This is a genomic window from Enterobacter sp. UCD-UG_FMILLET (genome assembly GCF_000762975.1).
Classification (GTDB): domain Bacteria; phylum Pseudomonadota; class Gammaproteobacteria; order Enterobacterales; family Enterobacteriaceae; genus Enterobacter; species Enterobacter dykesii.
In genome coordinates, this window is sequence record NZ_JRJC01000008.1 from 205832 (window position 1) to 231686 (window position 25855).

General features: G+C 55.9%; 24 protein-coding genes and 1 tRNA gene. 15 read left to right on the forward strand and 10 right to left on the reverse strand.

The window, feature by feature from the left end; translation table 11 throughout:
* Positions 1-45: 45 nt before the first annotated feature.
* On the reverse strand, positions 46-258 hold the full coding sequence (ybcJ, locus tag LA04_RS03525) for a ribosome-associated protein YbcJ (RefSeq protein ID WP_047650484.1): 213 nt from the start codon (positions 256-258) through the stop codon (positions 46-48).
* Position 259: 1 nt separating this feature from the next.
* On the reverse strand, positions 260-1126 hold the full coding sequence (gene folD / locus LA04_RS03530) for a bifunctional methylenetetrahydrofolate dehydrogenase/methenyltetrahydrofolate cyclohydrolase FolD (protein ID WP_028012225.1): 867 nt from the start codon (positions 1124-1126) through the stop codon (positions 260-262).
* A 310-nt stretch (positions 1127-1436) separates the two neighbouring features.
* Between folD and fimA the strand changes: the two genes are divergently transcribed.
* The 6 genes from fimA (at position 1437) to sfmF (ending at position 7448) form a co-directional block, all read left to right on the forward strand.
* On the forward strand, positions 1437-2000 hold the full coding sequence (gene fimA, locus LA04_RS03535) for a type 1 fimbrial major subunit FimA (protein ID WP_047650485.1): 564 nt from the start codon (positions 1437-1439) through the stop codon (positions 1998-2000).
* A 68-nt stretch (positions 2001-2068) separates the two neighbouring features.
* Positions 2069-2614 carry a type 1 fimbrial protein subunit FimI gene (gene fimI / locus LA04_RS03540; RefSeq protein ID WP_047650486.1) on the forward strand — a complete coding sequence of 182 codons (546 nt, stop codon included), beginning with the start codon at positions 2069-2071 and terminating at the stop codon, positions 2612-2614.
* Between the two features lie 34 nt (positions 2615-2648).
* On the forward strand, positions 2649-3341 hold the full coding sequence (gene fimC, locus LA04_RS03545; RefSeq protein WP_047650487.1) for a type 1 fimbria chaperone FimC: 693 nt from the start codon (positions 2649-2651) through the stop codon (positions 3339-3341).
* Between the two features lie 14 nt (positions 3342-3355).
* Positions 3356-5917 carry a fimbrial biogenesis usher protein gene (locus LA04_RS03550; RefSeq protein ID WP_047650488.1) on the forward strand — a complete coding sequence of 854 codons (2562 nt, stop codon included), beginning with the start codon at positions 3356-3358 and terminating at the stop codon, positions 5915-5917.
* Positions 5910-6917: a type 1 fimbria D-mannose specific adhesin FimH gene (gene fimH / locus LA04_RS03555; RefSeq protein ID WP_047650489.1), complete on the forward strand. Its 1008-nt coding sequence runs from the start codon at positions 5910-5912 to the stop codon at positions 6915-6917. Before LA04_RS03550 ends, fimH begins: the two co-directional genes overlap by 8 nt.
* A gap of 9 nt (positions 6918-6926) precedes the next feature.
* Positions 6927-7448, forward strand: a complete 522-nt coding sequence (gene sfmF, locus LA04_RS03560; RefSeq protein WP_047650490.1) for a fimbria assembly protein — start codon at positions 6927-6929, stop codon at positions 7446-7448.
* A gap of 51 nt (positions 7449-7499) precedes the next feature.
* Here sfmF and fimZ read toward each other — a convergent pair whose 3' ends face one another.
* The 3 genes from fimZ to LA04_RS03575 all read right to left on the reverse strand — a co-directional run bounded on the left by fimZ (position 7500) and on the right by LA04_RS03575 (position 10384).
* Entirely contained in the window at positions 7500-8132 is a 633-nt protein-coding gene (gene fimZ / locus LA04_RS03565; protein ID WP_033144828.1) for a fimbria biosynthesis transcriptional regulator FimZ, read from the reverse strand.
* Between the two features lie 800 nt (positions 8133-8932).
* Complete coding sequence (locus LA04_RS03570) at positions 8933-9661, reverse strand: helix-turn-helix transcriptional regulator (protein ID WP_047650491.1); 729 nt, start codon at positions 9659-9661, stop codon at positions 8933-8935.
* A 24-nt stretch (positions 9662-9685) separates the two neighbouring features.
* Positions 9686-10384, reverse strand: coding sequence for an EAL domain-containing protein (locus LA04_RS03575; protein ID WP_047650492.1), 699 nt, complete (start codon positions 10382-10384; stop codon positions 9686-9688).
* A 278-nt stretch (positions 10385-10662) separates the two neighbouring features.
* Here LA04_RS03575 and LA04_RS03580 point away from each other — a divergent pair.
* The 7 genes from LA04_RS03580 (at position 10663) to pheP (ending at position 19518) form a co-directional block, all read left to right on the forward strand.
* Positions 10663-10739 (forward strand) — tRNA-Arg (locus LA04_RS03580).
* A 102-nt stretch (positions 10740-10841) separates the two neighbouring features.
* Positions 10842-11672, forward strand: a complete 831-nt coding sequence (locus tag LA04_RS03585; RefSeq protein ID WP_047650663.1) for a CPBP family intramembrane glutamic endopeptidase — start codon at positions 10842-10844, stop codon at positions 11670-11672.
* A 355-nt stretch (positions 11673-12027) separates the two neighbouring features.
* On the forward strand, positions 12028-13044 hold the full coding sequence (locus tag LA04_RS03590; protein ID WP_047650493.1) for an iron ABC transporter substrate-binding protein: 1017 nt from the start codon (positions 12028-12030) through the stop codon (positions 13042-13044).
* A gap of 24 nt (positions 13045-13068) precedes the next feature.
* On the forward strand, positions 13069-14643 hold the full coding sequence (locus LA04_RS03595) for an ABC transporter permease (protein ID WP_047650494.1): 1575 nt from the start codon (positions 13069-13071) through the stop codon (positions 14641-14643).
* 1 nt (position 14644) lies between these two features.
* Positions 14645-15664, forward strand: coding sequence for an ABC transporter ATP-binding protein (locus LA04_RS03600; protein WP_047650495.1), 1020 nt, complete (start codon positions 14645-14647; stop codon positions 15662-15664).
* 178 nt (positions 15665-15842) lie between these two features.
* Entirely contained in the window at positions 15843-18026 is a 2184-nt protein-coding gene (locus tag LA04_RS03605) for a TonB-dependent receptor (RefSeq protein ID WP_047650496.1), read from the forward strand.
* A gap of 103 nt (positions 18027-18129) precedes the next feature.
* Complete coding sequence (gene pheP / locus LA04_RS03610; protein WP_047650497.1) at positions 18130-19518, forward strand: phenylalanine transporter; 1389 nt, start codon at positions 18130-18132, stop codon at positions 19516-19518.
* Between the two features lie 86 nt (positions 19519-19604).
* Here pheP and LA04_RS03615 read toward each other — a convergent pair whose 3' ends face one another.
* Positions 19605-20849, reverse strand: a complete 1245-nt coding sequence (locus tag LA04_RS03615) for a mechanosensitive ion channel family protein (protein WP_047650498.1) — start codon at positions 20847-20849, stop codon at positions 19605-19607.
* A 65-nt stretch (positions 20850-20914) separates the two neighbouring features.
* Positions 20915-22351, reverse strand: coding sequence for an MFS transporter (locus tag LA04_RS03620; protein WP_047650499.1), 1437 nt, complete (start codon positions 22349-22351; stop codon positions 20915-20917).
* Between the two features lie 107 nt (positions 22352-22458).
* Here LA04_RS03620 and LA04_RS03625 point away from each other — a divergent pair, with 107 nt between their 5' ends.
* Both LA04_RS03625 and LA04_RS03630 read left to right on the forward strand, forming a co-directional pair.
* Positions 22459-23328 (forward strand): helix-turn-helix transcriptional regulator, encoded by an 870-nt coding sequence (locus LA04_RS03625; RefSeq protein WP_047650500.1) that lies wholly within the window; start codon positions 22459-22461, stop codon positions 23326-23328.
* Between the two features lie 152 nt (positions 23329-23480).
* Positions 23481-24083, forward strand: a complete 603-nt coding sequence (locus LA04_RS03630) for a hypothetical protein (protein WP_023310660.1) — start codon at positions 23481-23483, stop codon at positions 24081-24083.
* A gap of 27 nt (positions 24084-24110) precedes the next feature.
* On the opposite strand, the gene nfsB is transcribed toward LA04_RS03630, so the two are convergent.
* The 3 genes from nfsB to LA04_RS03645 all read right to left on the reverse strand — a co-directional run bounded on the left by nfsB (position 24111) and on the right by LA04_RS03645 (position 25833).
* Entirely contained in the window at positions 24111-24764 is a 654-nt protein-coding gene (gene nfsB / locus LA04_RS03635; RefSeq protein ID WP_024906901.1) for an oxygen-insensitive NAD(P)H nitroreductase, read from the reverse strand.
* A 120-nt stretch (positions 24765-24884) separates the two neighbouring features.
* A complete protein-coding gene (locus tag LA04_RS03640) occupies positions 24885-25253 on the reverse strand; it encodes an MmcQ/YjbR family DNA-binding protein (protein WP_023310662.1) in 369 nt (122 codons plus the stop codon).
* Positions 25243-25833, reverse strand: a complete 591-nt coding sequence (locus LA04_RS03645) for a TetR/AcrR family transcriptional regulator (protein ID WP_047650501.1) — start codon at positions 25831-25833, stop codon at positions 25243-25245. Before LA04_RS03645 ends, LA04_RS03640 begins: the two co-directional genes overlap by 11 nt.
* Positions 25834-25855 lie beyond the last annotated feature (22 nt).

The following is a 25855-nucleotide window of genomic DNA, read 5'->3' on the forward strand; positions in this document are numbered from 1 at the left end:
ATGTACTGGCGCCCTTTTTTTTAGGCCGATTTCCGTGCGACAAGTTCAGGCGGTGATTGTAATGCTCTTTCCTTCAAAGCTCACGGTCTGACCCGCGACAATCTTGCAGCGCTTGCGGGTTTCCACCGCACCGTCGACTTTCACTCGCCCGTCGGCGATAACGATTTTGGCCTGCGCACCGCTTTCGCTCCAGCCTTCCAGCTTGAGCAGATCGCACAGCTCAACGTGCGGGTGTTTGCCTAATGAAAATGTGGCCATCTTATGCTTCCTCTACGTCGTGATACTCTTCGCACGCCTGCAAAGTATTCTGAATCAGTGTTGCAACGGTCATCGGGCCAACGCCGCCCGGTACGGGGGTAATGTAAGACGCGCGGGCAGCGGCATCTTCATACACCACGTCGCCGACCACTTTGCCGTTTTCCAGACGGTTAATCCCGACGTCCACGACAATCGCGCCCTCTTTGATCCACTCGCCCGGAATAAAGCCCGGCTTGCCGACCGCGACGATCAGCAGATCGGCGTTCTCGACGTGGTGACGCAGGTTTTTGGTGAAACGGTGGGTCACGGTGGTGGTGCAGCCCGCCAGCAGCAGCTCCATGCTCATCGGGCGGCCCACGATGTTGGACGCACCGATAACCACGGCGTTCAGACCGTAGGTGTCGATGTTATAGCGCTCCAGCAGCGTCACAATGCCGCGCGGCGTGCACGGGCGCAGACGCGGCGCGCGCTGGCACAGGCGGCCAACGTTGTACGGATGGAAACCGTCCACGTCTTTATCCGGTGCGATACGCTCCAGCACCTTCACGTTGTCGATACCCGCCGGCAGCGGCAGCTGAACCAGAATACCGTCGATCTCTTTGTCGGCATTCAGGGTGTCAATAAGTTCCAGCAGCTCTGCTTCGCTGGTGGTTTCCGGCAAATCGTAAGAGCGGGAGACGAAGCCCACCTCTTCACACGCTTTGCGCTTGCTGCCGACATAAATTTGCGATGCCGGGTTGCTGCCAACCAGCACAACGGCCAGCCCGGGGGCGCGTTTTCCGGCAGCTTTACGCGCCTTCACTTTTTCCGCGACCTCAGAGCGCACCTGCTGCGCAATCGTTTTACCGTCAATAATCTTTGCTGCCATCAGAGAGAAGATTCCGTCTGTAACGTTTGAAAGGGGGGATGGCGTGTATTTTGTCAGAAGCGAGCGTCGCTGTCAGTCACCCTTTACGCGTTTTTATCAGTGAGACGTAAAAACCCTTCGTAGGGGATGGTCAATTTCTTAGGCGGTATTAGGATGTGACCTGGCGAAATGGCAGCGTTTTGACATATTTAAAAAACGCGTCCTGAGCTACTTTGTCTCCTCCGAAATAAGCTTTCAATTAATCAATTGAACGTATTTCTTATTCCCGATTATTCGCGGGAAGGGTTATTTACATTTTAAAGGAATAGACATGAAACTCAGCAACATTGCTTCTACTGTTATTGCTACTTTGGCCCTGGTTGCAGGTGCCGCAAATGCAGCAGATCCTGCTGCGCCGGTTTCCGTTAATGGCGGTACCGTACATTTTAAAGGTGAGCTGGTTAATGCGGCTTGTTCAGTAAATACGGATTCTTCCGAGCAGACCGTTAATCTGGGTCAGTATCGCACCGCGAAATTTACCAAAGTGGGCGACACCACCTCTAATATTCCATTCAACATTGAACTGAATGATTGCGATCCGCTGGTGGCCAAAACCGCAGCCGTTGCGTTCACCGGTCAGATCGACCCAACCGACAAAACCCTGCTGGCCGTGACCTCCGGTAACAACGACAACACCGCGAAAGGCGTGGGTATCGAAATCCTCGACAGCAAATCCAGCGTTCTGACCCCAGACGGCGCGACCTTCTCTGCTGCGCAGACGCTGATCGAAGGGACCAACACCCTGAAGTTCACCGCGCGTTACAAGTCAACGGCTGCCACCACTGAGCCAGGCAAGGCGAACGCTGACGCCACCTTCGTAATGAAATACGAGTAATTCCTCCGCACAGGGATGTTCAGGCCTCACGGACGAGGCCCGTCATACGCAAATGCCAGGAACGAAGGATGACAAGGACTGGAACACTACTGCTGTTAACCCTTGCGATGGCTTGCCCGGCATCGGCGCATACCGTGGTGATCGAAGGTGGCAAGGTTCATCTCAGAGGTGAACTGGTGAACGGCGGCTGCGCCGTGGCGCCCGACAGCCAGAATATGCGCATCGACATGGGGCAGTACCGAACCAATTCATTTTCCGGCGTGGGTAGTTTTTCCACGGTTAACGTGCCTTTTACCGTGCGACTGCTGGACTGCAGCGTTGATGTTTCGCGCACCGTGGGGATCCAGTTTCAGGGCGTGACGCCCGCAGAAGATCCGCAGGTCTTTCTGGCGACATCGCGGCCGGGTGAAACGCCCGTCAGCAGCGGCGTGGGGCTGGCGCTCTTTGACGAACAGCAGCGTCAGGTTATCCCAAACGCCACGGCCGTCAGCTGGCTGCCGATCGATACCCGCGAGCTCGCGTTCCATTTTAGCGCCCGCTATCGGGCTATTTCCGAACACCTCGAGCCAGGCAAAATTCAGTCGGATGTCTGGTTTACGTTGATTTATCCATAACACCTGCGAACACATTATTAAAGGTACGGTTGTGATGAATACCCTAATTAAACCAGGACTTTTTTTATCGTTTATTTTGATGATGGTTTCTGCCTGCGCAAATGCTTCCGGCGGTATTGCTCTGGGGGCCACGCGCGTTATTTATCCCGCAGAGGCAAAGCAAACGTCGCTGGCGATCACCAACAGCAACAAACAGGAACGCTATTTAATTAACGCGTGGATCGAAAATGCGAGCGGGCAAAAAGAAAAAACCTTTGCCGTCACTCCGCCCCTGTTTGTCAGCGAGCCGAACAGTGAAAACACGCTGCGTATTATTTATGCCGGACCGGCACTGCCTGTCGATCGCGAATCGCTCTTTTACATGAACGTGAAGGCGATCCCGTCGGTGAACAAAGCGAAAACGGAAAACAATAACGTGCTGCAGCTGGCGATCCTCTCGCGCATCAAGCTGTTTGTGCGCCCGAACAACCTGGCGATGCAGCCGGAAGAGGCGCTTTCCCAGCTGCGGTTTGAGCGCGCGGGCAACCATCTCAAAGTCAGCAACGCTTCCCCGTATTACATCACCCTCGTCAATCTGAAGCTGGGCGGGCAGCAGCTGGATAACCTGATGGTTGCGCCGAAAAGCTCTGCTCAGCAGGTGCTGCCAGCCGGTGCCAGCGGCACGCTTTCCTGGCAGAGCGTGAATGACTACGGTGCCATTACTCCGGCGCGTAGCGTCAACCTGTGAGCAGAGTCAGGGCGATGAAAAACCACCAGAGACGTTACTGCCCGGTTGCGCTGGCGCTGATGGCTGCGCTCTGGCCGCAGGCTGGCTGGAGCGAAAGTTATTTCAACCCGGCCTTCTTGTCCGACGACACCGCCAGCGTGGCGGATTTGTCGCGTTTTGAACAAGGACACCAGCAGGCACCCGGCGTTTATCGCGTGGATATCTGGCGTAACGATGAGTTTATCGGTACCCAGGACGTGCGTTTTGAGCAGGCCGAGAACACGCCGCCGGTGGCGGGCGGTTTGTCGGCGTGCATTACGCGCGCGATGCTGGATCGCTTTGGCGTCAACGTCGCGGCGTTTCCCGAGCTGGCTAAGGTGCAGGGCGATACCTGCGTTCCGTTGACCACGGCCATACCCGGCAGCGAAACGGTATTCAACTTTGCCTCTCAGCGTCTGGACGTCAGCCTGCCGCAGGTGGCGTTGCAAAACAGCGCCCGGGGCTACATTCCGCCTGAACAGTGGGATGAAGGCATTCCCGCCGCGCTGGTGAACTACAGCTTCACCGGTAACCGGGGAAGCGAAGACGACAGCTATTATCTGAACCTGCAGAGCGGGCTGAACTATGGCGCCTGGCGTTTACGTAACAACGGCGCATGGCGGTACACGCAGAATAACGGGCAGCGGCACAGCGAGTGGCAGAATATTGGCACCTGGGCTCAGCGCACCGTCATCCCGCTTAAAAGCGAACTGGTGCTGGGCGACAGCAATACCGGGAATGACGTCTTCGACAGCATGGGGTTCCGCGGCGGGCGGCTCTTCTCGTCTGACAGCATGTACCCGGACAGCCTGCAGGGCTACGCGCCGACCGTGCGCGGGATCGCCCGTACGCCTGCCAAAGTGGTGGTTCGCCAGAACGGCTACGTTATCTATCAAAGCTATGTCCAGCCGGGCGCATTTGCGATTACCGATCTTAACCCGACCTCCTCAAGCGGTGACCTTGAAGTCACGGTCGAAGAGAAAGACGGCACCCAGCAGCGCTATACCGTGCCGTACTCCACCGTCCCGCTTCTGCAGCGTGAAGGGCGCTGGAAGTATGACCTCGTTGCGGGGGATTACCGCAGCGGTAACAGCGATCAGGATACGCCGTTCTTCACCCAGGGCACCCTGATTACCGGCCTTGCCAACGGCTTTACGCTCTACGGCGGGACGCAGCTGGCGTCACGCTATACCGCGGTGGCCGTCGGGGCCGGGAAAAACCTGGGCGACTGGGGCGCGGTCTCGCTCGATATCACCCACGCCCGCAGCCAGCTCGCGGACGACAGCAAGCATGAAGGGCAGTCTTTGCGCTTCCTCTACGCAAAATCCCTTAACGGCTTCGGCACCAACTTCCAGCTGCTGGGCTACCGCTACTCCACAAAAGGGTTTTACACCCTCGACGATGTCGCCTGGCGCTCAATGGAGGGCTATCAGTATGCCGATAGCCAGAACGATAACGATGTGCCGGACGTGCAGAGTTATCACAACCTGACGTGGAATAAAAAAGGCCGCTTCCAGCTCAACGTTTCTCAGTCGCTGGGGGACTACGGCTCGGTCTATATCTCCGGTAGCGAGCAAACCTACTGGGGAACGGACGAGACTAACCTCTGGTACCAGCTGGGCTACGCGGGGGGCGTGAAGGGGATCAACTACTCCGTCTCGTGGTCGTGGAATAAATCCGTGGGGATAGACGGCACCGATCGGATCGCGTCGTTTAACGTCTCCGTGCCGTTCAGCCTCTTTACCCGTCAGGGCTATCGCCGGGACAGCGCGATTGACCGCGCCTACGCTACGGCATCCGCCAGTCGAAACAGCGATGGCGACACAAGCTGGCAAACCGGCGTCAGCGGAACGCTGCTGGAGGATCGCAACCTGAACTACAGCGTGACCCAGGGACACGCCAGCACCAACGGCGCAAGCGGAAGCGCTAGCGCCAACTGGCAGGCGACCTACGGCACGCTGGGGGTGGGCTACAACTATTCCCGCGACCAGCACGATCTCAACTGGCAGCTCTCCGGCGGGGTGGTCGGCCACGCCGACGGCGTGACCTTCAGCCAGCCGCTGGGCGACACCAACGTGCTGATCAAAGCGCCGGGGGCATCGGGCGTCAGTATTGAAAACCAGACCGGCGTGAAAACCGACTGGCGAGGCTACGCGGTGATGCCGTATGCCACCGTCTATCGCTACAACCGCGTGGCGCTGGATACCAACACCATGAGCAACAACACCGATATCGAAAACAACGTGAGCAGCGTGGTGCCGACCAAAGGCGCGCTGGTACGCGCCAGCTTTGATACCCGCATTGGCGTGCGCGCCCTGCTGACGGTAACGCGCGGCAACCAGCCCGTGCCGTTCGGCGCGGTGGTGCGTGAGACCAAAAGCGGCGTCACCAGCATGGTGGGGGATGACGGGCAAATTTACCTGAGTGGGCTGCCGCTGGAAGGTGAACTGCTGATCCAGTGGGGTGACGGGGCGCAGTCCCAGTGTCGCGCACCTTACAGCTTGTCTGAACAGAGCCTGCAACAGGCAATCACACTGAAGGGGATTCGCTGTGAATAAAACCCATATCTTTGCCTTGTCGCTTCTGGCGTTACTGCCCGCGACAAACGCGTTAGCCACCGTGTGCGTCAATGAAAAAGGCGTACCGACGGAGGTGCATTACGACCTGACGGATAAATTCAACAGCTCGAACAATCACATTGGGCAAGTGGTGACGCTCAACGAGAAGACGCAGTGGGTCGGGGTGAATGCCGTCTGCCCGAAGGGGACGACCGGAAATACCACCAAGCGCAGCTATGTCACCGATTATCCGGTAACGGGAACGAGCGATGGCTATCAATATCTGAAGCTTAACGACTATCTGGACGGGGCGATGAAAATCACGGACAGCTATGCTGGCGCGTTTTATCCGCCCAAAAGCTATATCCAGATGGGGAGCCATCCTAACGTTTCCAAAAACAAACCGTTTGGCGTTCAGGACTCCAGCCTGGTCTTCCGTCTTAAGGTTACCCGGCGTTTTATCAACATGGTGGTGATCCCGCGTGCCACCATGTTCCGCGTTTACGTCACCACGACTTCTTCCGATCCGCTCACCACGCCGGTCTATACCATTAGCTACAGCGGAACCATTCAGGTGCCGCAAAGCTGCGCCATTAATGCCGGTAACGTGGTGGAGTTTGATTTCGGCGACATCGGCGCCTCTTTGTTCAGCAAGGCGGGCGTGGGTAACAAGCCGGAAGGCGTCTCATCGCAAAGCAAAACCATCGCCATCAAATGCACCAACGTGGAGGCGAACGCCATGCTGACGATGCGCGTCGAGGCGGAAAAAGTCTCTGATAATGTGCTGGTGTCGGATAACCCGGACGTGGGATTCATCATTGCCAACGAGAGCGGGGCGCCGCTGACGCCCAACAACCTGACGAGCAAAATTCCGTTCCGCCTTGACGACAGCGCGCAGGCGCAGGTGGGGATCCGGGTCTGGCCGGTGAGCGTGACGGGCAATAAGCCAGCGGAAGGGCGCTTCACCTCGCGCGGGTATTTGCGCGTGGATTACGACTAAGGAGCCGATATGCGAAACGGGATCCGTTTTATCACCGTGGCGCTCTTTGCGCTTTGCACACAGGCTCAGGCGGACACCGCCCTGGGCGAGATTAACATTCGGCTTTACGGCAATATCGTCGATTTTACCTGCGTTGCCGAGGGCAGCGACAGCGAAAAAGCCGTCCCGCTGGGCACCTGGCCCACGAAACAGCTCAGCACCACCGGGAGCCGCACGCAGCCTATGCCGTTTACGCTGAAGCTGACCGGCTGCCCGCCGGGCGCGGCGTCCATTACGTTTTCGGGTAAAGCTGACGGGAGCAATAGCGGCCTGCTGGCGCTGAACGACGCCAGTACAGCAAGCCATGTCGCCGTTGAGATCAGGGATGCGGATAAAACGCGGCTGGCGCTTCAGCAGGCCAGCCGGCCGGTCTCGGTTGATGCGCAGGGAAATGCGATTCTGTCATTTTATGCCAATTATATTGCCACTGCCGATAACCCTCAGCCCGGACGGGCCGATGCGGATGCCACCTTCATGATTAATTATAATTAGCACTGACCGCACTCCCTGCAGCTCAGATAAGCTGCGGGGAGTGAATTCAGGTTATAGCAGCTCGTGGGCTTTAGCGTAATCAATTAATTCCACGATGCTTTGCACACCCAGCTTGGAATAAATATTGGATTTGTGCGCGCTAATGGTTTTGTTGCTTAATAGCAGCTGTTCAGCAATTTCCTTGTTGGATAATCCATTCGCCAGATACCGTAATACCGTGACCTCGCGATTCGATAATGGCATATCGACTGCCATCCCTTTCCCTGACCCCAAATGGTTTATAAAGTTCAGGGTTTCCGACGGGAAAAAGGAATAGCCCATCAGGATCATTTCTACGGCGTTGTAGATCTCACCCAAATCTTTTCGTTTACTTACGAAGCCATTTGCCCCGGCGCGAATAGCGCGACCCGCATAAAATAACTCTGATTTAGACGAGAGGAACAGAACCTTAATGTTTTTGTTTAAGTTTCTGATTCTCTTAAGTAAAGCGAAAGCATCCGTGCCCGTGAGTTCAATGTCAAGGATCACCAGATCGATAGGGTGATTGCGGATACAGTCAAGGACTTCATGGCTATCGCCAGACTTGAGCTTGACTGTGATATTCTTATTTTTCTGTAGCAGGACTTCTATCGACATTCTGACGATAGGATGTTCGTCCATAATGATAACGGATGCCGGTTTCATTTTTAATGCCTCAGATTGTTAAAAGCGTTATGCAGAGTTTGGTAAAACTCTCGAAATGCCGGAAGGATATAATGTGCAGATCCCTATACCGTAGTATTTCCCTGGAAAGAGCGAAAGCATCCTTGTTTACGTAATGAAAAGAACTATGCCTCAGCGCGGTCATCTCATTAGGCTGGTGTTGGCAAAAAGGTTTTTCTTATTCATATTTGATACGCATCTTATTATACAGGGTAAGTTTTTTCCGAAAACCCTGTAAATTAATATGAGGGTATTGGTTTGTATTATCTTCTGGATCTGAATCGCTATTTTTTTAAAATTAGCGGAAATATCCTGTTATCTCATTTACCGCATATTTTCATCTTTATGTAATAACAAAAAATAACAGATATCTCTGTATGTTGATTAATTGTTAACAAAAATACACCTCTTTTAAAGGGACAAACCCACAGAGGTGAGGTTGAAAATTGCCCTCGCAGGCCGTCAGACCTTCATCTGAAAGCGCCCAGGTTTACCCGAAGGCCCGCATCTCCTGTACAGGAGAACATGCTATCCGCTTCGCTTTTTCCTCCTGGCAGTTGTCGCTAAGTTGCTTGTTTTTACATCATTATCATCCTGTTAACGCCTTCTTCATTCACTTAACGGATGGAGGAAAGTGCTGCCGTTTCGTTAATCTGTGGCATTTCACAAGGTTCACACCCATAAATTAGGAATAGTTATAAATTCGATTTTATTGTTAAAAATTAACATTTTTGCAACGATGGTGGTAAGTAAATTCTTAAACCGCTTTAGGAAATAAGGGGTTAGGACGTGAGTGAAAACGTGCAGTCTGAGAGGTTATTAAGAAGATGCAGTAATTCCTGGCGATGGCTTAGCCCCAGCTTCAGCAGGATGCAGCTGAGACGATAGATAATGCGGCTATAGGGGCGATTTTGCATAAGGGCAATCTGACGCAATGTCTTGCCCCGGGAAAGTTCCTGCAGGATGGGCCATTCGTTGCGCGAGAACCAGTCTTTCTCGGTACCCGGCGGAGGGAGGGTATCCAGCAGGCTGTGCTGGAGCGCAGCGGCGTTCAGCTGACGTTCGAGCACATGAAAGGGACCTGCCGCTTTGCAGAAGAGGCGGGTGTCGTAATTATCGGCCCGGACCAACAGCCATGGCGTCAGGAACGGAGGAAACAGGCTATGCCGTCTCAACTGATCCAGTTTCTCCAGAAGCCCCGTGGATCGGCTTTCAATATCCACGACCAGACGGGCTGAAGGCCACTGCGTTTGAGCGATAAGGGCGTCGTCCAGCGTGGCGTAGTCGCAGCAGCTGCTCAGGGGAAACTGCCCGTTGAGAAAACCGGTGCGCAGGTAGTGATCCTCCGTCACCAGAAGGATAAACGGGGCGTCGGTTTTGCGGGGCTGGCTGATAGACTGGCTCAAGAATTCGAGCCGGTCGAAAAAGGGGGGAGCAAAAGGTGAGCGCGTAAATCCCAGTGCATCACTTCCTGTACGCCGCCGCCGGTAACGGCGCACTGTCATTCGCATGGTCTCCCTCCTGGAAATGGCTTTTTAATCCTCCGGCCATGTCCAGGACGGCCAGTAATATCCCTGGCCGAGGTCTGCGCCTGCCTGCAGTGCCCAGGTACGATCGCGTTCAGTCTCAATACCTTCAATAAGCACTTTCCCGGCAAGCTGAAAGCAAAGGGAAACCAGTTGCCTCAGCGCAGGGGTGTCGCGTAAACGCCAGAATGCTTCCTTATCTATTTTGATGCCGCTTAACGGGAGTCGGTAGGATAAAAACGACTGCACAGTGACGTCATCCACGTCATCAAGCCAGATAGCGTGTCCCTGTTTGCTAAGTTGCCGCAAATTTTGAACCACATGCTGCTTCTGTACGAGGGACAGCGCCAAAAATGACGCGAGGTCGACAATCTCAATATTGAGCGGCACGCCTGGCAACCGGATAAGTCGCTGAAATGACGCGGGCTCTGTCAGGACGGTTATCGGCAAATTAATAAAAAGATTATGACCGTGCGGCGTATTTTTTAACGCGGCAAGCTGCGCTTCAAGCAGCGTTATCGACCACTCTGCGGACCGATCGCAAAAAAAGTCCTCGCTGTTCCGCGTGTCGGCCAGGACGCTAAGTACCTCCACGCCAACCTGGCGCAGGGAGGAAAGGGCGACGATGGGCTCAAGCTTAATGCCGACGATGTCCTGAGAAATGTACTGTAACCGGGGGGGCGTATCGATCGGGTTTTGCGCTGTCACTCCATTGTCCTGTTGTCTGTCAGCCTCCAGGCGGCCGGGATACCTGACTCTAGTGTGACGAGCTGACGTTCAGGAAAACAGCAGGCGTTACTTAAATGCAACTAAGCCTTTTCGCAGCGCTAAATTTTACGGTGAAACAGGACGAAATGTTGAGAAAATAGCCGTATTTACAATCGGCTAGCGGTAATTGCCGTAGAAAACGGAAAAGGCATTGACTCACCTGCCATTGACCGTATAATTCTTCGCGTTTCACCACCGCGAAGTACACGCATATCAGTGCGCCCTTAGCTCAGTTGGATAGAGCAACGGCCTTCTAAGCCGTAGGTCGTAGGTTCGAATCCTACAGGGCGTGCCATTTCATTTCATAGAGTTACGCCTCCTTCACATCCTCCTGATTTTCGTTGTGGGACATATTTGGGACATCGCCCCTAAAATTTACCGGTCAAGAAGGACATTTATGTGGTATCTACTCGCAACTTCGCTTGCCGCACTCTCCCTTAATAGAAGCCTGGCTTACCTGATGCTGGGATTAACGGCATTTCTCGGCTGGAAACAGAGTATTCTTGACGCCCCGGCGCTGCTGGTTATTGCATCCATCGTTGTTGGCTGGTCTGTTGTTGAATGGCTACGTAATAAAAATAATAAATATACATATCTGGTCGAAGGCCTGTGCGTGGCCATCGCCGTTGCCCTGGTTTTGCATTTGATTCCGGGTTTTCATAACCCCAGGGTGCTGGATGCTGTCGTCGTTGGTCCGCAAAGCATACCGTTCAGTATGTACTTTAATATGGACAAGGCAGTGGTGCCGTTCTTTTTAATCACGTGCATGTCAACGTTATTCGTAGCAAAACCCCTCTATAAAGCGGGTAAGGTTGGATGGGGAATATTGATTCTTGCGATACCCGCGCTGTTACTTCTGGCTGTTGCATTAGGTGGGCTGAGAATTGAGCCGCATGCGCCAGAATGGTTCGCTCAATTTGCCCTTGCGAATATTTTCTTCGTCTCTTTGGCCGAGGAAGCCTTGTTCAGAGGCTACCTGCAGCAACGCTTGTCCCGGATTATTCATCCTGTTGTCGCGCTGTTGATTGCCTCAGTCATCTTTGGACTGATGCATTATAGCGGCGGTTTACTACTGATTATTTTTGCCAGCCTCTCCGGCATTATTTACGGCCTGGCGTGGATGTGGAGCGGCAGGCTTTGGGTTGCGACGTTATTCCATTTTGGGCTGAACTGCGTGCATTTATTGTTCTTCACCTATCCGATGTATGCCCCTCATGCGGTTATGTGATGCTTTTTAAATTAGTCGCCTTATAAATTTAGCGACCTCCGGATAAGCATAAAAAGCTCCGCAAAATCGGGGCTTTTATATCTTCCGGGCGCAGGAATAACAGATTTACCTTCGCGTCATAATGAATAGAAGGCTAATCAATTTCATTTTAAGCAAGCTTAAGGTTTTCTTAATCTAAAAATTATCTCTCATTAAAATTTGGATTTTTATCATTCTAAAATCTTCTAAAAAGAAATTTTACACTTTTACGCGTAAACTGGATTGATACTAATTATCATTAGCGTTGTTGTATGCTTTAATCCTGTCCCACAAAGCTATGAGTCGTTAATCACGTTGGTCTATTAAGGATATGTTCATGAATTCTCGCCTGCTGTCCTGCTTCTCGCTTGCCTTGTTGTCTTCATCACTTTTCCTTTCTACACAATCGGTTGCGGCCGATAACAGCGAAGGTATCGTTGTTTATAACGCGCAGCACGAAAACCTGGTGAAGTCGTGGGTGGACGGTTTTACTAAAGAAACCGGCATTAAAGTCACTCTGCGTAATGGCGATGACAGCGAGCTGGGTAACCAGCTGGTTCAGGAAGGCAGCGCGTCACCGGCAGACGTGTTCCTGACGGAGAACTCGCCTTCAATGGTGCTGGTGGATAACGCCAACCTGTTTGCGCCGCTGGATGCAGACACCCTGAAGCAGGTACCGGCAGAATATCGTCCGGCGCACGGCCGCTGGATTGGCATCGCGGCCCGCAGCACGGTGTTTGTGTATAACCCGGAAAAACTGAACGAACAGCAGCTGCCTGAATCGCTGATGGATCTGGCAAAGCCCGAGTGGAAAGGCCGCTGGGCGGCATCACCGTCAGGCGCGGATTTCCAGGCCATCGTGAGCGCGATGCTGGCGCTGAAAGGCGAGAAGGCCACGCTGGAATGGCTCAAGGCGATGAAAGCCAATTTCGTTGCCTATAAAGGCAACAGCACCGTGATGAAAGCGGTCAATGCCGGTCAGATTGATGGCGGCGTGATTTATCACTACTACCGTTTTGTCGATCAGTCCAAAACCGGTGAGAACAGCAAAAACACCCAGCTCTACTACTTCAAACACCAGGATCCGGGCGCGTTTGTGAGCCTATCCGGCGGCGGCGTGCTGGCATCCAGCAAGCATAAAGCGCAGGCGCAGGCCTTCATCAAATACATTACCGGTAAAGAAGGTCAGGAAAGCCTGCGTACCAATAATGCCTTTGAATACGCAGTGGGCGTGAACGCGGCCTCCAACCCGAAACTGGTTCCGCTGAAAGATCTTGATGCACCGAAAGTTGAACCCTCAACGCTCAACAGTAAAAAAGTTATCGAGCTGATGACGCAAGCCGGTCTGCTGTGATCCTGAGAGTGAAGTGAACGCCTTATGTCTGGTCTGAGTCTCGACATCGGAAAAAACAGAGTGCAGGAGACTGCCCGCAAGCGTCCTGCACTGCCGATGGTTGCGTTAGCTGTTTTGTTTTCATTAATGGCGCTTCTGCCTTTGGGTTTTATCATTGCCATTGGCATTGAGACCGGCTGGGAAACCATTAAGGCGCTGGTGTTTCGCCCGCGTGTTGCAGAGCTGCTCAGCAACACGCTGTGGCTGACGGCTTTAGCGGTTCCGCTGTGTATCGTGACGGGCGTGGCGATAGCCTGGCTCACGGAGCGCACGCAGCTTGCCGGGCGAGGGATCTGGTCCGCACTGGCGGTCGCCCCGCTGGCGATCCCCGCGTTTGTGCAAAGCTATGCCTGGGTGAGCGCTGTCCCGTCTATGCATGGGCTCTCCGCGGGCGTGTTCCTTTCCGTTCTTGCCTACTATCCGTTTATCTATATGCCGGTTGCGGCGGTGCTGCGTCGCCTTGACCCGACGCTTGAAGATGTCGCCGCTTCGCTGGGTACGCCGCCGTGGCGGGTCTTTTTCCGCGTGGTGCTGCCCCAGCTCAAGCTGGCTATCTGCGGCGGCGCGCTGCTGGTGGCGCTGCACCTGCTGGCGGAATATGGCCTGTACGTGATGATCCGCTTTGATACCTTCACCACGGCAATTTATGACCAGTTCCAGTCTACCTTCAGCGGCCCGGCGGCGAACATGCTGGCAGGCGTGCTGGCGTTATGCTGCCTGGCTATCTTAGTGCTGGAAGGCGTGACGCGCGGAAAAGCACGCTACGCGCGCATTGGCGCCGGGGCCGCGCGCGAGCAGAAACGCTGGCCGCTGAAGCCTGTGGCCGCCGCGCTGGGCCAGCTGTTTTTCATCGTGCTGATCGTACTGGCGCTGGGCGTACCGTTAGTTGTTCTGTGTCGCTGGATTTGGCTCGGCGGCGTGCAGAACTGGATGAGTGCCGATCTCTGGCACTCCCTGCGCCAGACGCTGATGCTCGGCGTGGGCGGTGCGCTTCTGACGACGGCGTGCGTGATCCCCATCGCGTGGCTGGGTATTCGCTATCCGCACCGCATCTTCCGGATGCTGGAAGGGTGCATCTATATCACCAGTTCGCTGCCGGGCATCGTCACGGCGCTGGCGCTGGTCACCGTCACCATTCATTACGCCCGTCCCATTTACCAGACGGAAATTACCCTGTTCCTGGCCTACCTGCTGATGTTTATGCCCCGCGCGCTCATCAACCTGCGGGCGGGGATTGCGCAGGCGCCGGTTGAGCTGGAAAACGTGGCGCGCAGCCTGGGCAGCACGCCCGCGAAGGCGCTCTGGAGCGTCACGATGCGGCTGGCCGCGCCGGGTGCGGCAGCGGGGGCCGCGCTGGTTTTCCTCGGCGTCAGCAACGAGTTGACCGCCACGCTGTTGCTCTCTCCGCTGGGCACGCGCACGCTCTCCACCGGATTCTGGGCGCTGACCAGTGAAATTGACTATGTTGCCGCCGCGCCTTACGCGATGCTGATGATCCTGATTTCACTCCCGCTGACCGCCATTCTCTATATGCAGTCGAAAAAAATTGCAGGGCTATGACATGCTTGAATTAACCGCCATTTCTAAATCGTTTTCTGATGTGCAGGTGCTCGAGAGCTTAAACCTGAGCGTGGCGCCGGGGAGCAGGACGGCGATTGTCGGGCCGTCCGGGTCGGGGAAAACCACGCTGCTGCGTATTCTTGCCGGGTTCGAAACGCCTGACACCGGGCGCATTGTCATGCAGGGGAGAACGCTGTTCGATGAAAACAGTTTTGTTCCCGCCCACCTGCGCCGGATTGGTTTTGTGCCTCAGGAGGGTGCGCTGTTCCCGCACCTCAATGTGGCAGACAACATCGCCTGGGGGCTGGACGGCACCCGCCACGAGAAACGCCAGCGCGTTGAGGCGCTGATGGAGATGGTTTCTCTGGACAGGCAGCTCGCAACGCACTGGCCCCACGAGATTTCCGGCGGACAGCAGCAGCGCGTGGCCCTTGCCCGTGCGCTGGCCCAGCGGCCTTCACTGATGCTGCTGGATGAACCGTTCTCGGCTCTGGATACCGGCCTGCGCGCCACGACGCGTAAGGCAACGGCCGATCTGCTGGCCGAAGCGGGCGTGGCCTCGATTCTGGTCACCCACGATCAGAACGAAGCGTTGTCCTTTGCCACGCAGGTTGCCGTCATGCGCTCAGGGCGCTTCACGCAGGTCGGTACGCCTTATGATGTTTACACCCGTCCGGTTGACGAAGAGACGGCGCTGTTTCTTGGCGATGCCGTGATCCTGCCTGCTCAGCTTGCGGCCGGGTATGCCGTGTGCGCGCTGGGTGAAGTGCCGACGGACAACGCGCGTGCGACAGGACAGGGCAGGGTAATGATGCGCCCTGAACAATTACGCGTGACGGTATGTGCAGCGCATGAAAGTCCGATCTCAATTCTCGACGTGGACTTCACCGGCCAGCTGTCGACGCTCACCCTGGGATTAGCCGGGCAGCAGTCCGTGACCCTGAAGACCGTCAGCCAGCCAGGATGGACCCCGGGTGCGGCGGTACGCATTGATGTTGCAGGTATCGCGCGCGTTTTGTGATATTCACCGCCCCGAAACGGGGTGGTTGTTCCCCTCTTTTCTCGGCAAACCTCCTCATGAACGCGGTTACACTTGCTAACGCATAGATAATACGTATAGTTCTCATTTGCATTGTGTTCAACATATTCTAAGGCCCGACAACGGGTCATTTTTGCGCGCACTTTAAAATGAGTTAACGATGAACAACACCATCATGCACAAAACGCTGCTGGCGCTCGCCGTTGGCGCGGCGACACATTCCGCCTTCGCGGCGGACAATCAAAAAGAGGACACCCTCGTTGTCCAGGCTAAACCTGCCAGCGATTTCAAACCCGGTGGCGACCAATTGGTACCGGCCTTCCTTGACGGACAGGTGGCGAACGGCGGGCGCATGGGGATGCTGGGCCAGCAGAACGCCATGGACGTGCCGTTCAACATCATCAGCTACACCTCGAAGCTGGTGGAAGATCAGCAGGCGAAAACCATTGCCGATGTCGTCGCGAACGACGCGGGCGTGCAGTTCGTTCAGGGGTACGGCAACAGCGCGGAGACCTACCGCATCCGTGGCCTGAAGTTCGACGGCGACGACATGACCTTTGGCGGGCTGTCCGGCGTGCTGCCGCGCCAGGTTGTGGATACCCAGATGGTTGACCGCATAGAGATCTTCAAAGGGGCCAACTCGCTAATGAACGGCGCGGCAAGCTCCGGCGTGGGCGGAATGATCAACCTTGAGCCCAAACACGCGGGGGCACTCCCGCAGGCGAAAGTCGGCGTCGACTACACCTCGGACTCCCAGATTGGCACTACGCTGGATGCGGGCCGTCGCTACGGCGACAGCGACCAGTTCGGCGCGCGCGTGAACCTGGTCCATCGCGAAGGGGAAACCGGCATACCGAATGACCGCCGCCGCACCACGCTGCTCTCAACCGGTCTCGATTACACGGGCGACCGCTTCCGCACCTCGCTGGATCTGGGCTATCAGAAGAAAACCTTCCACGGCAGCCCGACCAGCGTCAATATTTCTGCGGTTGATTTCGTGCCCGAGCCGCCGAAAAACGATCGCAACTTCTCGCAGAAGTGGGCCTACAGCAACATCGAAAACGAATTTGGGATGTGGCGCAGCGAGTACGACATCACCGACGGCTGGACGGCCTATACCGGTCTGGGCGCGCAGCACGCACATGAGGAAGGCATCTACAGCGCGCCGAAGCTGGTGGATAAAAGCGGCAAGGCAACGGTCAGCCGCCTTGATACCAACCGCATCAGCGATTCCGTCAGCGGCATGGCGGGCGTTCGCGGTAACTTCAATACTGGCTTCGTCTCGCACAAGGTCAACGTCGGCTATTCAGCGATGACCAAAAACGAAAAAATCGCGTGGAAAATGTCGGCGACGAAAGATAACCCGACCACCAACATCTACCACAACACCGGCGTCGATATGCCGGACAGCACCAACCTGAACGGCTCTGGCGGGAAGTACAGCGATCCGCTGACCAGCGGGCGCACCCGTACCCAGGGCTGGCTGCTAAGCGATACGCTGGGCGTGCTGGACGACAGGCTGCTGTTCACCGCAGGCGCCCGCCATCAGAAAGTGGTCGTTCGCGGATATAACAAAGTTACCGGTGCGGAAAACGCGGCGGACGGCTTCGACGGCAGCCGCTGGATGCCCACCTACGGCGTGGTCTACAAGCCGTGGGAGGAACTCTCCCTCTATGCTAACCATACCGAAGCGCTGCAGCCGGGCAAAACCGCGCCTAACACCGCCACCAACTACGGCCAGAGCACCGGTATCGTTCACTCTAAGCAGAACGAAGTGGGCGTGAAGGTGGACTTTGGCCGCGTGGGCGGATCGCTTGCGCTGTTTGAAATTAAGATGCCGTCGGCGATCCTCGACGACAGCGGCCACTATGGCCTGGATGCCGAGCAGCGTAACCGTGGGGTCGAGCTGAACGTCTTCGGCGAGCCAGTGCTGGGGATGCGTCTGAACGCCAGCGCCACCTGGCTGCAGGCCGAGCTGAGTAAAACCAAAAATGGCGTGAATCAGGGTAACGATGCGATCGGTATTCCGAACTTTTACGCCGTGCTGGGCGCAGAGTACGACATCAAGCCGATTGACGGCCTCACCGCCACCGCCCGCGTGAACCACTCCGGCGCGCAGTACGCTGACCTGGCAAACACCAAAAAGCTCGACAGCTATACGACGCTGGATCTGGGGATGCGCTATCGCTTCGCGGTGAACCACAATGAAAACCAGATGACGGTTCGTGCGGGCATCGACAACGTGACCAATGAAAACTACTGGGCCAGCGTGGACGATTCCGGTACCTATATCACGCAGGGAGAACCGCGCACCTTTAAGGTCTCGGTTGGCTACGAATTCTAAGCGTTCCATCTCGTTATCCGGGGCAGGGATGCCCCAATCCCTTGCTACCTCCAGCATGAAGTGTTAAAACGTGCCCCTTCTAAAAAAGAGACAGGGGTAGGACGTGAAAGACGCGTCATCCGCTTCAGGCCATGGTAGCGCTGAAGCCTCGTCGGATCAGAATCCGACGCTGCAACGTGGTTTGCAAAATCGACATATTCAGTTAATTGCCCTTGGCGGCGCGATCGGTACCGGGCTGTTTCTCGGCATCGGCCCCGCTATTCAGATGGCTGGCCCGGCGGTGCTGCTGGGTTACGGTATCGCCGGGATTATCGCCTTCCTGATCATGCGCCAGCTTGGCGAGATGGTTGTTGAAGAGCCGGTTTCAGGCTCCTTCGCGCACTTTGCTTATAAATACTGGGGCCCGTTTGCAGGCTTCCTGTCCGGCTGGAACTACTGGGTGATGTTCGTGCTGGTGGGGATGGCGGAGCTGACCGCCGCAGGCATTTACATGCAGTACTGGCTGCCGGATGTCCCGACGTGGATCTGGGCGGCCGCCTTCTTCATCATTATTAATGCCGTTAACCTCGTCAACGTGCGCCTGTATGGCGAAACTGAGTTTTGGTTTGCGCTGATCAAGGTGCTGGCGATTATCGGGATGATCGGCTTTGGCCTGTGGCTGCTGTTCTCCGGCCACGGCGGCGAGCGCGCCACGATCGACAACCTGTGGCAGCACGGCGGCTTCCTCGCCACCGGCTGGAAAGGGCTGATTCTCTCCCTGGCAGTGATCATGTTCTCCTTCGGTGGATTAGAGCTGATTGGCATTACCGCCGCGGAAGCGCGCGACCCGCATAAAAGCATTCCAAAAGCGGTCAACCAGGTGGTGTACCGGATTCTGCTGTTCTACATCGGCTCGCTGGTGGTGCTGCTGGCGCTGTATCCGTGGGTGGAAGTGAAGTCCGACAGCAGCCCGTTCGTGATGATTTTCCACGATCTGAACAGCAACGTGGTGGCCTCGGCGCTGAACTTCGTCATTCTGGTGGCGTCGCTGTCTGTCTATAACAGCGGCGTTTACTCCAACAGCCGTATGCTGTTTGGCCTCTCCGTTCAGGGCAACGCACCGCGCTTCTTAACCCGCGTCAGCCGTCGCGGCGTGCCGGTGAACTCATTATTACTTTCTGGTGCCATTACGTCGCTGGTGGTGCTGATCAACTATCTCCTGCCGAAAGAGGCCTTTGGCCTGCTGATGGCGCTGGTTGTTGCCACGCTGCTGCTGAACTGGATCATGATTTGCCTGGCGCACCTGCGCTTTCGCGCCGCGATGCGCCGCAAGGGACGCGAGACGCAGTTCAAAGCGCTGCTCTATCCGGCGGGGAACTACATCTGTATCGCTTTCCTGGGGCTGATTCTGGTGCTGATGTGCACCATGGATGAGATGCGTCTTTCGGCGATGCTGCTGCCGGTGTGGGTTATCTTCCTGTTTGTGGCGTTTAAGCTTTCCCGCAAAAAGTAGCGCGGTTTTCTCCATCTCCCTGTGGGAGAGAGCCGGAGTGAGGGCACCAGACTGCATCTGCCTTCACGCCCGGCGGCGCAAGCTGATTATCTGGCGATAACGCCCGCCAGGGAGCGAATATCGTTCCCTGTCGGAGACTGGTGAATACGCAGCCCAAATTCATCCACCACCGCGAAAATATGGTCGAAGATGTCGGCCTGAATCTCCTCATATTCTGCCCAGATCACCGTGTTGGTGAAGGCATATATTTCAATCGGCAAACCATTCGCGTCAGGCGCTAGCTGGCGCACCATCAGCGTCATATCTTTGCGAATGCGCGGGTGGTTGCGCAGATATTCGTTCAGGTAGGCGCGGAAGGTACCAATATTGGTCATCTTGCGCAGGTTTAATACCGATTCCCCTTCACCGTTCTGCTGATTCCACAGATTAATTTCCTCATGTCGCGCGGCCAGATAGGGCTTCAGCAGCTTCGCCTGAATAAGTTTCTGCTGTTCCTGCTCGTCGAGAAAATGAATGCTGGTGGTATCAATGTTCAGGCTGCGCTTAATGCGTCGCCCGCCGGAGGCCGACATGCCGCTCCAGTTGATAAAGGCGTCGGAGACCAGCGCCCACGTCGGAATGGTCGTAATTGTATTATCGAAATTGCGCACCTTAACAGTGGTCAGACCGATGTCCGTCACCGTGCCGTTGGCACCGTATTTCGGCATCTCCAGCCAGTCGCCGAGCTTGAGCATGTCGTTGGCGGAAAGCTGAATACCCGCCACAAGTCCGAGTATCGGGTCTTTAAACACCAGCATCAGGACGGCAGCCATGGCGCCCAGACCGCTTATCAGAATCGCCGGAGACTGGCCGATGAGCAGGGAGATAATCAATATCCCCACCAGGATGGCGCTCACCAGCTTGATGCCCTGGAAGATCCCCTTCAGCGGCAGCTGTGATGCGGTGGCCATTTTCTGCGACAGATTAAAAATCACGTCCAGCAGCGAGAAGAAGGAGAGCAGGGCATACACCATGACCCACAGCTTTGCGCATGTCGTGAGAATTTCCGCCGCTTCGCTGCCCTTTTGCAGCCACAGTACCGCCTGGACGTTGACGATTATCCCCTGAAGGGTGAAGGCCAGACGGTGAAATAATTTATTCTGGGTAATGATCTGCAGCCATAAATGGCTGCTGGCCTGCGCGCGTTTTTCGAAAGCGCGAAGCACCCCTTTGTGCAGAATAAAATGAACGATGATGGCGGTAAGAAAAATAATACCAAAGATAATCACTAAAGAGGTGGTCTGATTAATTTCAATGCCTAACTCTTCAACCTGAGCAATTAATTCCTGCATAACGTCTCCTGTATTGATGCAGCCCCATAATGGCGGCTGCGGATCTATTATGCAAATTCACGGGCTTATTTGGTGGCCTGACAGACCTTCACCACCGGCAGGCACAGTCTATGGCGGATGCGCAGCGTTGCCAGGGAAAGCACCACCATCATCGCCGTTTCCACCATCAGGAAGACGTTCACCGCCTGGGTGTAATCCCCGTGATGGTTCTGCAGCGCGTGCAGCAAAATCGCGCCGAAAATGGCCGGGCCAAGCCCCAGCGCGGCCTGCTGCAGCGTGCTGAGAATGGCGCTCGCGGCCCCCGCGTCGTCAGGCTGAATATCGCGCATCCCGATGCGGTAGAAGCTGTTCACAATCAGCGCCTGCCCGTAGCCGACCAGCCCGGTCGCGGGCGCCAGCGTCAGGGCGGTATTCTCCGTTCCCCAGACGCGGAACGTGGCGATCAGCGCCAGCAGGCCGGCAATCTGGATCGTCAGACCCGTCAGCAGAATGGTACTGGTGCTGTAGCGAGCAATCAGTCGCGGCGCGAACCACGCCGAAATAAAGTAGGTTACGCCCAGCGCGATAAAACTGTTTCCGGACTGCCACGGCGCCATCCCCAGACCGGTTTGCATGGTCAGCGCCATACAGAACATAAACCCGGACCAGACGCTGAAAAAGAGCATCGCAATCAGAATGCCAAAGCGAACGCTGCGAAGCTGCAGCAGGCGCGGCGGGATCAGCGGGTGGGCATTTTCACGCTCCTTTTTGCGCGCATTCAGCGCCGTCAGCCAGGCCAGCGGGATAATGGCGAGAAGCATCGCCTTCAGCGGCCACGACCAGTTCCACTGGGGGCCGAGCGCCATCGGGAACAGCAGGCAGCAAAGAATGATCGCCAGCAGCAGGGTTCCGGTCCAGTCGATGCGTGACGGCGTCTCGCGACGCGTTTCGGGTACGAAACGGCGACTCAGCGCCAGCACCACCAGACAGATCGGCACGTTGATGAAGAAGGCGTTACGCCAGCCCAGCCCGGCGATATCCGCCGACACCAGCCAGCCGCCGCCCATTTGCCCGACGATAAACGCAATCCCACCGATGCCGCCAAACAGGCTGATGGCCTTAGCGTGCGCCGTACCTTTCAGCGTCACGTGCAGGGTGGCAAGAATTTGCGGCATGATGAGTGCGGCACCCGCCCCCTGAACGATGCGCGCGGCCAGCAGCTGTTCAATGTTCCCCGCCATCCCGCACAGCAGCGAGGCCAGGCCAAAGCTCGCCACACCCCACATAAACAGACGCCGACGGCCAAGGTTATCCCCCAGCTTGCTGCCGAGCGCGAGGCAGACGGCGAAGGCCACGCCGTAGAGTGCGACAATCAGCTCCAGCTCGGTGGCGGTCGCGTGCAGCGAATGGGTGATGGCGTCCAGCGCCACGTTGGTGATTGAGGTATCAATCATCGGCAGCATCTGGCCGGTTAGCAGCAATATCAGGCCAGCGCGGCCCGGTGAAACAACTGACGTATTCATGGTAACTCCATTGCGTCATTCAACAGATGGTCGTAGCATCAACCATCTAATAAACGGGTACCAGTTCTTGCTTATACTGGTACTGGCACTACCATGCAGGGGGATTTATGGCCTTGATGTCTGAACCCGTCGTCTCTCTTCAGGATGACACCCGAAAACAGCTGGGGGCATTTCTACGCGCACGACGCGAAAGCCTCGATCCGCAGCGTCTCGGCCTGCCGCGCAGCGGTCGTCGCCGCACGCCGGGTCTGCGCCGGGAAGAGGTGGCGATGCTCGCGGACGTGGGCGTGACCTGGTACACCTGGCTTGAGCAGGGCAGGGACGTTAATCCGTCCAGCACGGTGATGGCCGCTGTGGCAAAAGCGCTGCAGTGCACCCCTACCGAGGCCCGACACCTGTTTCTGTTAGCGGGTTTACCGCCGGGCGAAGCGCCGCAGGCGGTCTGCTGCGAGGGCATCAGCGAGGGTACGCGTCGCCTGCTGGATACGCTAATGCCAAAACCCGCCAGCATTCAGAAGCCGAATTTCGATATCGTGGCGTGGAACGACAGCTTCGGGCACCTGATGGGCGTCGACTTCAATGAAATTCCCCCGGAAGACCGCAACTGTATTTACCTGTTCCTCACCCATCCGGCGTGGCGAGCGCGTCTCGGCAGACGCGACGATGTGCTGCCGATTTTCGTCTCGTACTTCCGCGCGGCGATGGCCGAACACCGGGGCGACCCGCTGTGGGAAGCCAAACTGGCGCGCTTCTTTGCGGTTTCGGAAGAGTTTAAAATCCTGTGGCACCAGCGCAACGACGTGCGCGGCGTGGAGAACCAGCTCAAGCTGTTTACCCATCCCGAACTGGGAGATTTTACGCTGCAACAGATGTACTGGTACTCTGCGCCGCGAAACGGCTCGCGGCTGCTGGTGTATCTGCCGGTGGATGAAGCCGGAGAGAGGGCGATGGCGTGGCTGGCGGAGCAGGGGAAATAAGTATTTTGCGAGGGGCTTTCAGGGAGTAAGAGCCGAGTCTGCTGAATGGATGAAACAGGTGTAAGTTGGGGTTTAACGTAAACCCCTCGAATGAATCGACATCATTTCGATGGGGTGTTAAGTCGTCTATACTCACGCCATGAGAAACCACCATGTCGCCACTGATGATTGATTCCGCAGATTTCAGCCAAAAATTAGGCCTTATCTCCCGAAACGTCGAACATACTGAAGCGTTTCTTGCGCGAGGCACGGTGGATTTTCACCTGCCCGGATTTATGCTGCCTGTGGGATATCGCCTGTTAAAATCGCGTTACGGCGATGAATATCGTCTCGTGACTACCGACGACGGAAAACCTTATACGGCGTATGCCGTTAAGTTGACGTTTCATAAAGAAATTACTTTTCCCCACGGGGCTGCGACACAGGTTATGGTCTGGCGTACGCCACGCGCGGTTCATCAGCGTGTCATCAGTGGTTTACCACAATCCTTCTTCCAGTGGGTGCTAAGCGAATACGACATTGTGGTTTCTGACAGCGAGCAAACCGGAGACGGGCAGCGGTTTTGGTTACGTATGATCGACTGGGCGTTCAGTATGAATTATCAGATAAGCGTGGCGGACGGTACGGTAGGCGAAGAGTGGCACTTAACACCGGTGAGTTCATACGCCGAGCTGGAAGAGCGCTGGATTGCGTTTGCCTGGGGATACGATCGCGATGTCCATCCACATCGCAGGTTAGTCATCAGTAAAGCGTAACGGGCCGCATTGCGCGGCCCGTTTTGTTCAGCACTCAGTTACAATCGTGCTCAGCGGCAGGCGAGACTTCGGCAGCGTGGCGTTGAAATCTTCCACGCTGTGGTGCCCAACCGGTACCACCACCAGGCTGGTAAAGCCTTTCTCTTTCAGGCCAAATTCTTCGTCGAGAATGGCGGCATCGAAACCTTCAATCGGTACCGCGTCCAGACCCATCGCGCCTACGCCCAGCAGGAAGTTACCGACGTTCAGGTAAACCTGCTTCGCCATCCACTGGTCGTCATCTTTCAGATCCACGCGGTGCATATCGGCGAAATAGGTGCGGCCCTTGTGGTTTGCGGCTTTGGCTTCCGGCGTGTTGAAGCGACCGTCGGCCTCTTCCTGATCGACAACGCGTTCCAGCCAGGCGTCATCCATCGCGGTTTTCGCGCAGAACACCACCACGTGAGAAGCATCCAGCATTTTGCGTTCGTTGAACACGTAGGTACCCGCGGCAGATTTCGCCACGCGCGCTTTACCTTCCTCGGTGCTGGCCACAATGAAGTGCCACGGCTGGGAGTTGGTGCTGGACGGGCTGTACTGCAGCAGGGTTTTGATTTTTTCCGCTTCTTCCGCGGTCAGTTTTTTGCTTGCGTCGAACGCCTTGGTAGAGTGGCGTTTCAGGGCGACAGAAATGATATCCATAACAACTCCTGGTGATGAAATTCGCCCGCTCTCGGGCGCGAAAGGAATGCAGATTACAGCGGGACGCGGAAAAAGATAAGTGCAATTCGAGCGCTTAATCTGTTCGTCTCAGACGAACAATCAGACCGGCCGGATCCACTTCTGGTCTTTTTTCGGCAGCTTATCGACCACCAGATTCCACGAATCCGCGATCAGGTCGGCGACCAGTTCAGGCGTGATGTCGTCAGTGCCGTAAAGCGAAATCCAGTGTTTTTTATTGAGGTGATAGCCCGGCTCAACGCCGCGATAAATTTGCTGATTTAACAGGGATTTTTCTGGGTCTGACTTCAGGCTGACGTGCGGTCGTCCGCGTACGGTGGCCATCAGCATAAAAATTTTCCCGCCCACCTTAAACACGTCGTACTCGGGACCGAACGGCCAGCAGTGTTCGGTGAACGGCAGCTCCAGCGCCACGCGTTTTGCATGCTCCTGCAATGCCTTACTGTCCATCGTTCTCTTCCTGGGCAAGCCCGCGCCACATCACCTCAAAGCCGAGTGCTTTAAAGTCAACGGCGCGGGAAGGGTCGCGAGTGGCAAATTCCATCGTAGATTCGGCCAGCGATAAGAAAAGCGCATCGCCAAACGTTTTAAATTCATCTGACATAAACACCTGACGCACCGAGCGGCGGCACAGCTCATGGAGTTCCGGGAACATCTCTTTCACCGCCTGTTCCGTTTCGGCGCTCAGCTTTTCACTGACGCCGATCTGGCGGATCGCCGCATGAGCAACGGGGTTACGAATCCCCCAGTCCACATAGCTGTTCCAGATATTGCGGGTATGTTCTTTTGGCAGCGTAATGGTGCGATCGAGGTTTGCCAGCATGGTCTGGCAGAGATCCTGCTTCAGATGGAGATAAAGGGCATTCAGCAGATCGTCTTTGGTAGCAAAGTAGCGGAACAGGGTGCCTTCGGCGACACCCGCCTTGCGGGCAATTAACGCCGTTGAGGCGGCAATACCTGACTGTGCAAACGCCACCGTTGCGGCTTCCAGTAAGGCCTGTTTTTTATCTTCACTCTTCGGACGTGCCACTAAATTTTCCCCCTGTCAATTA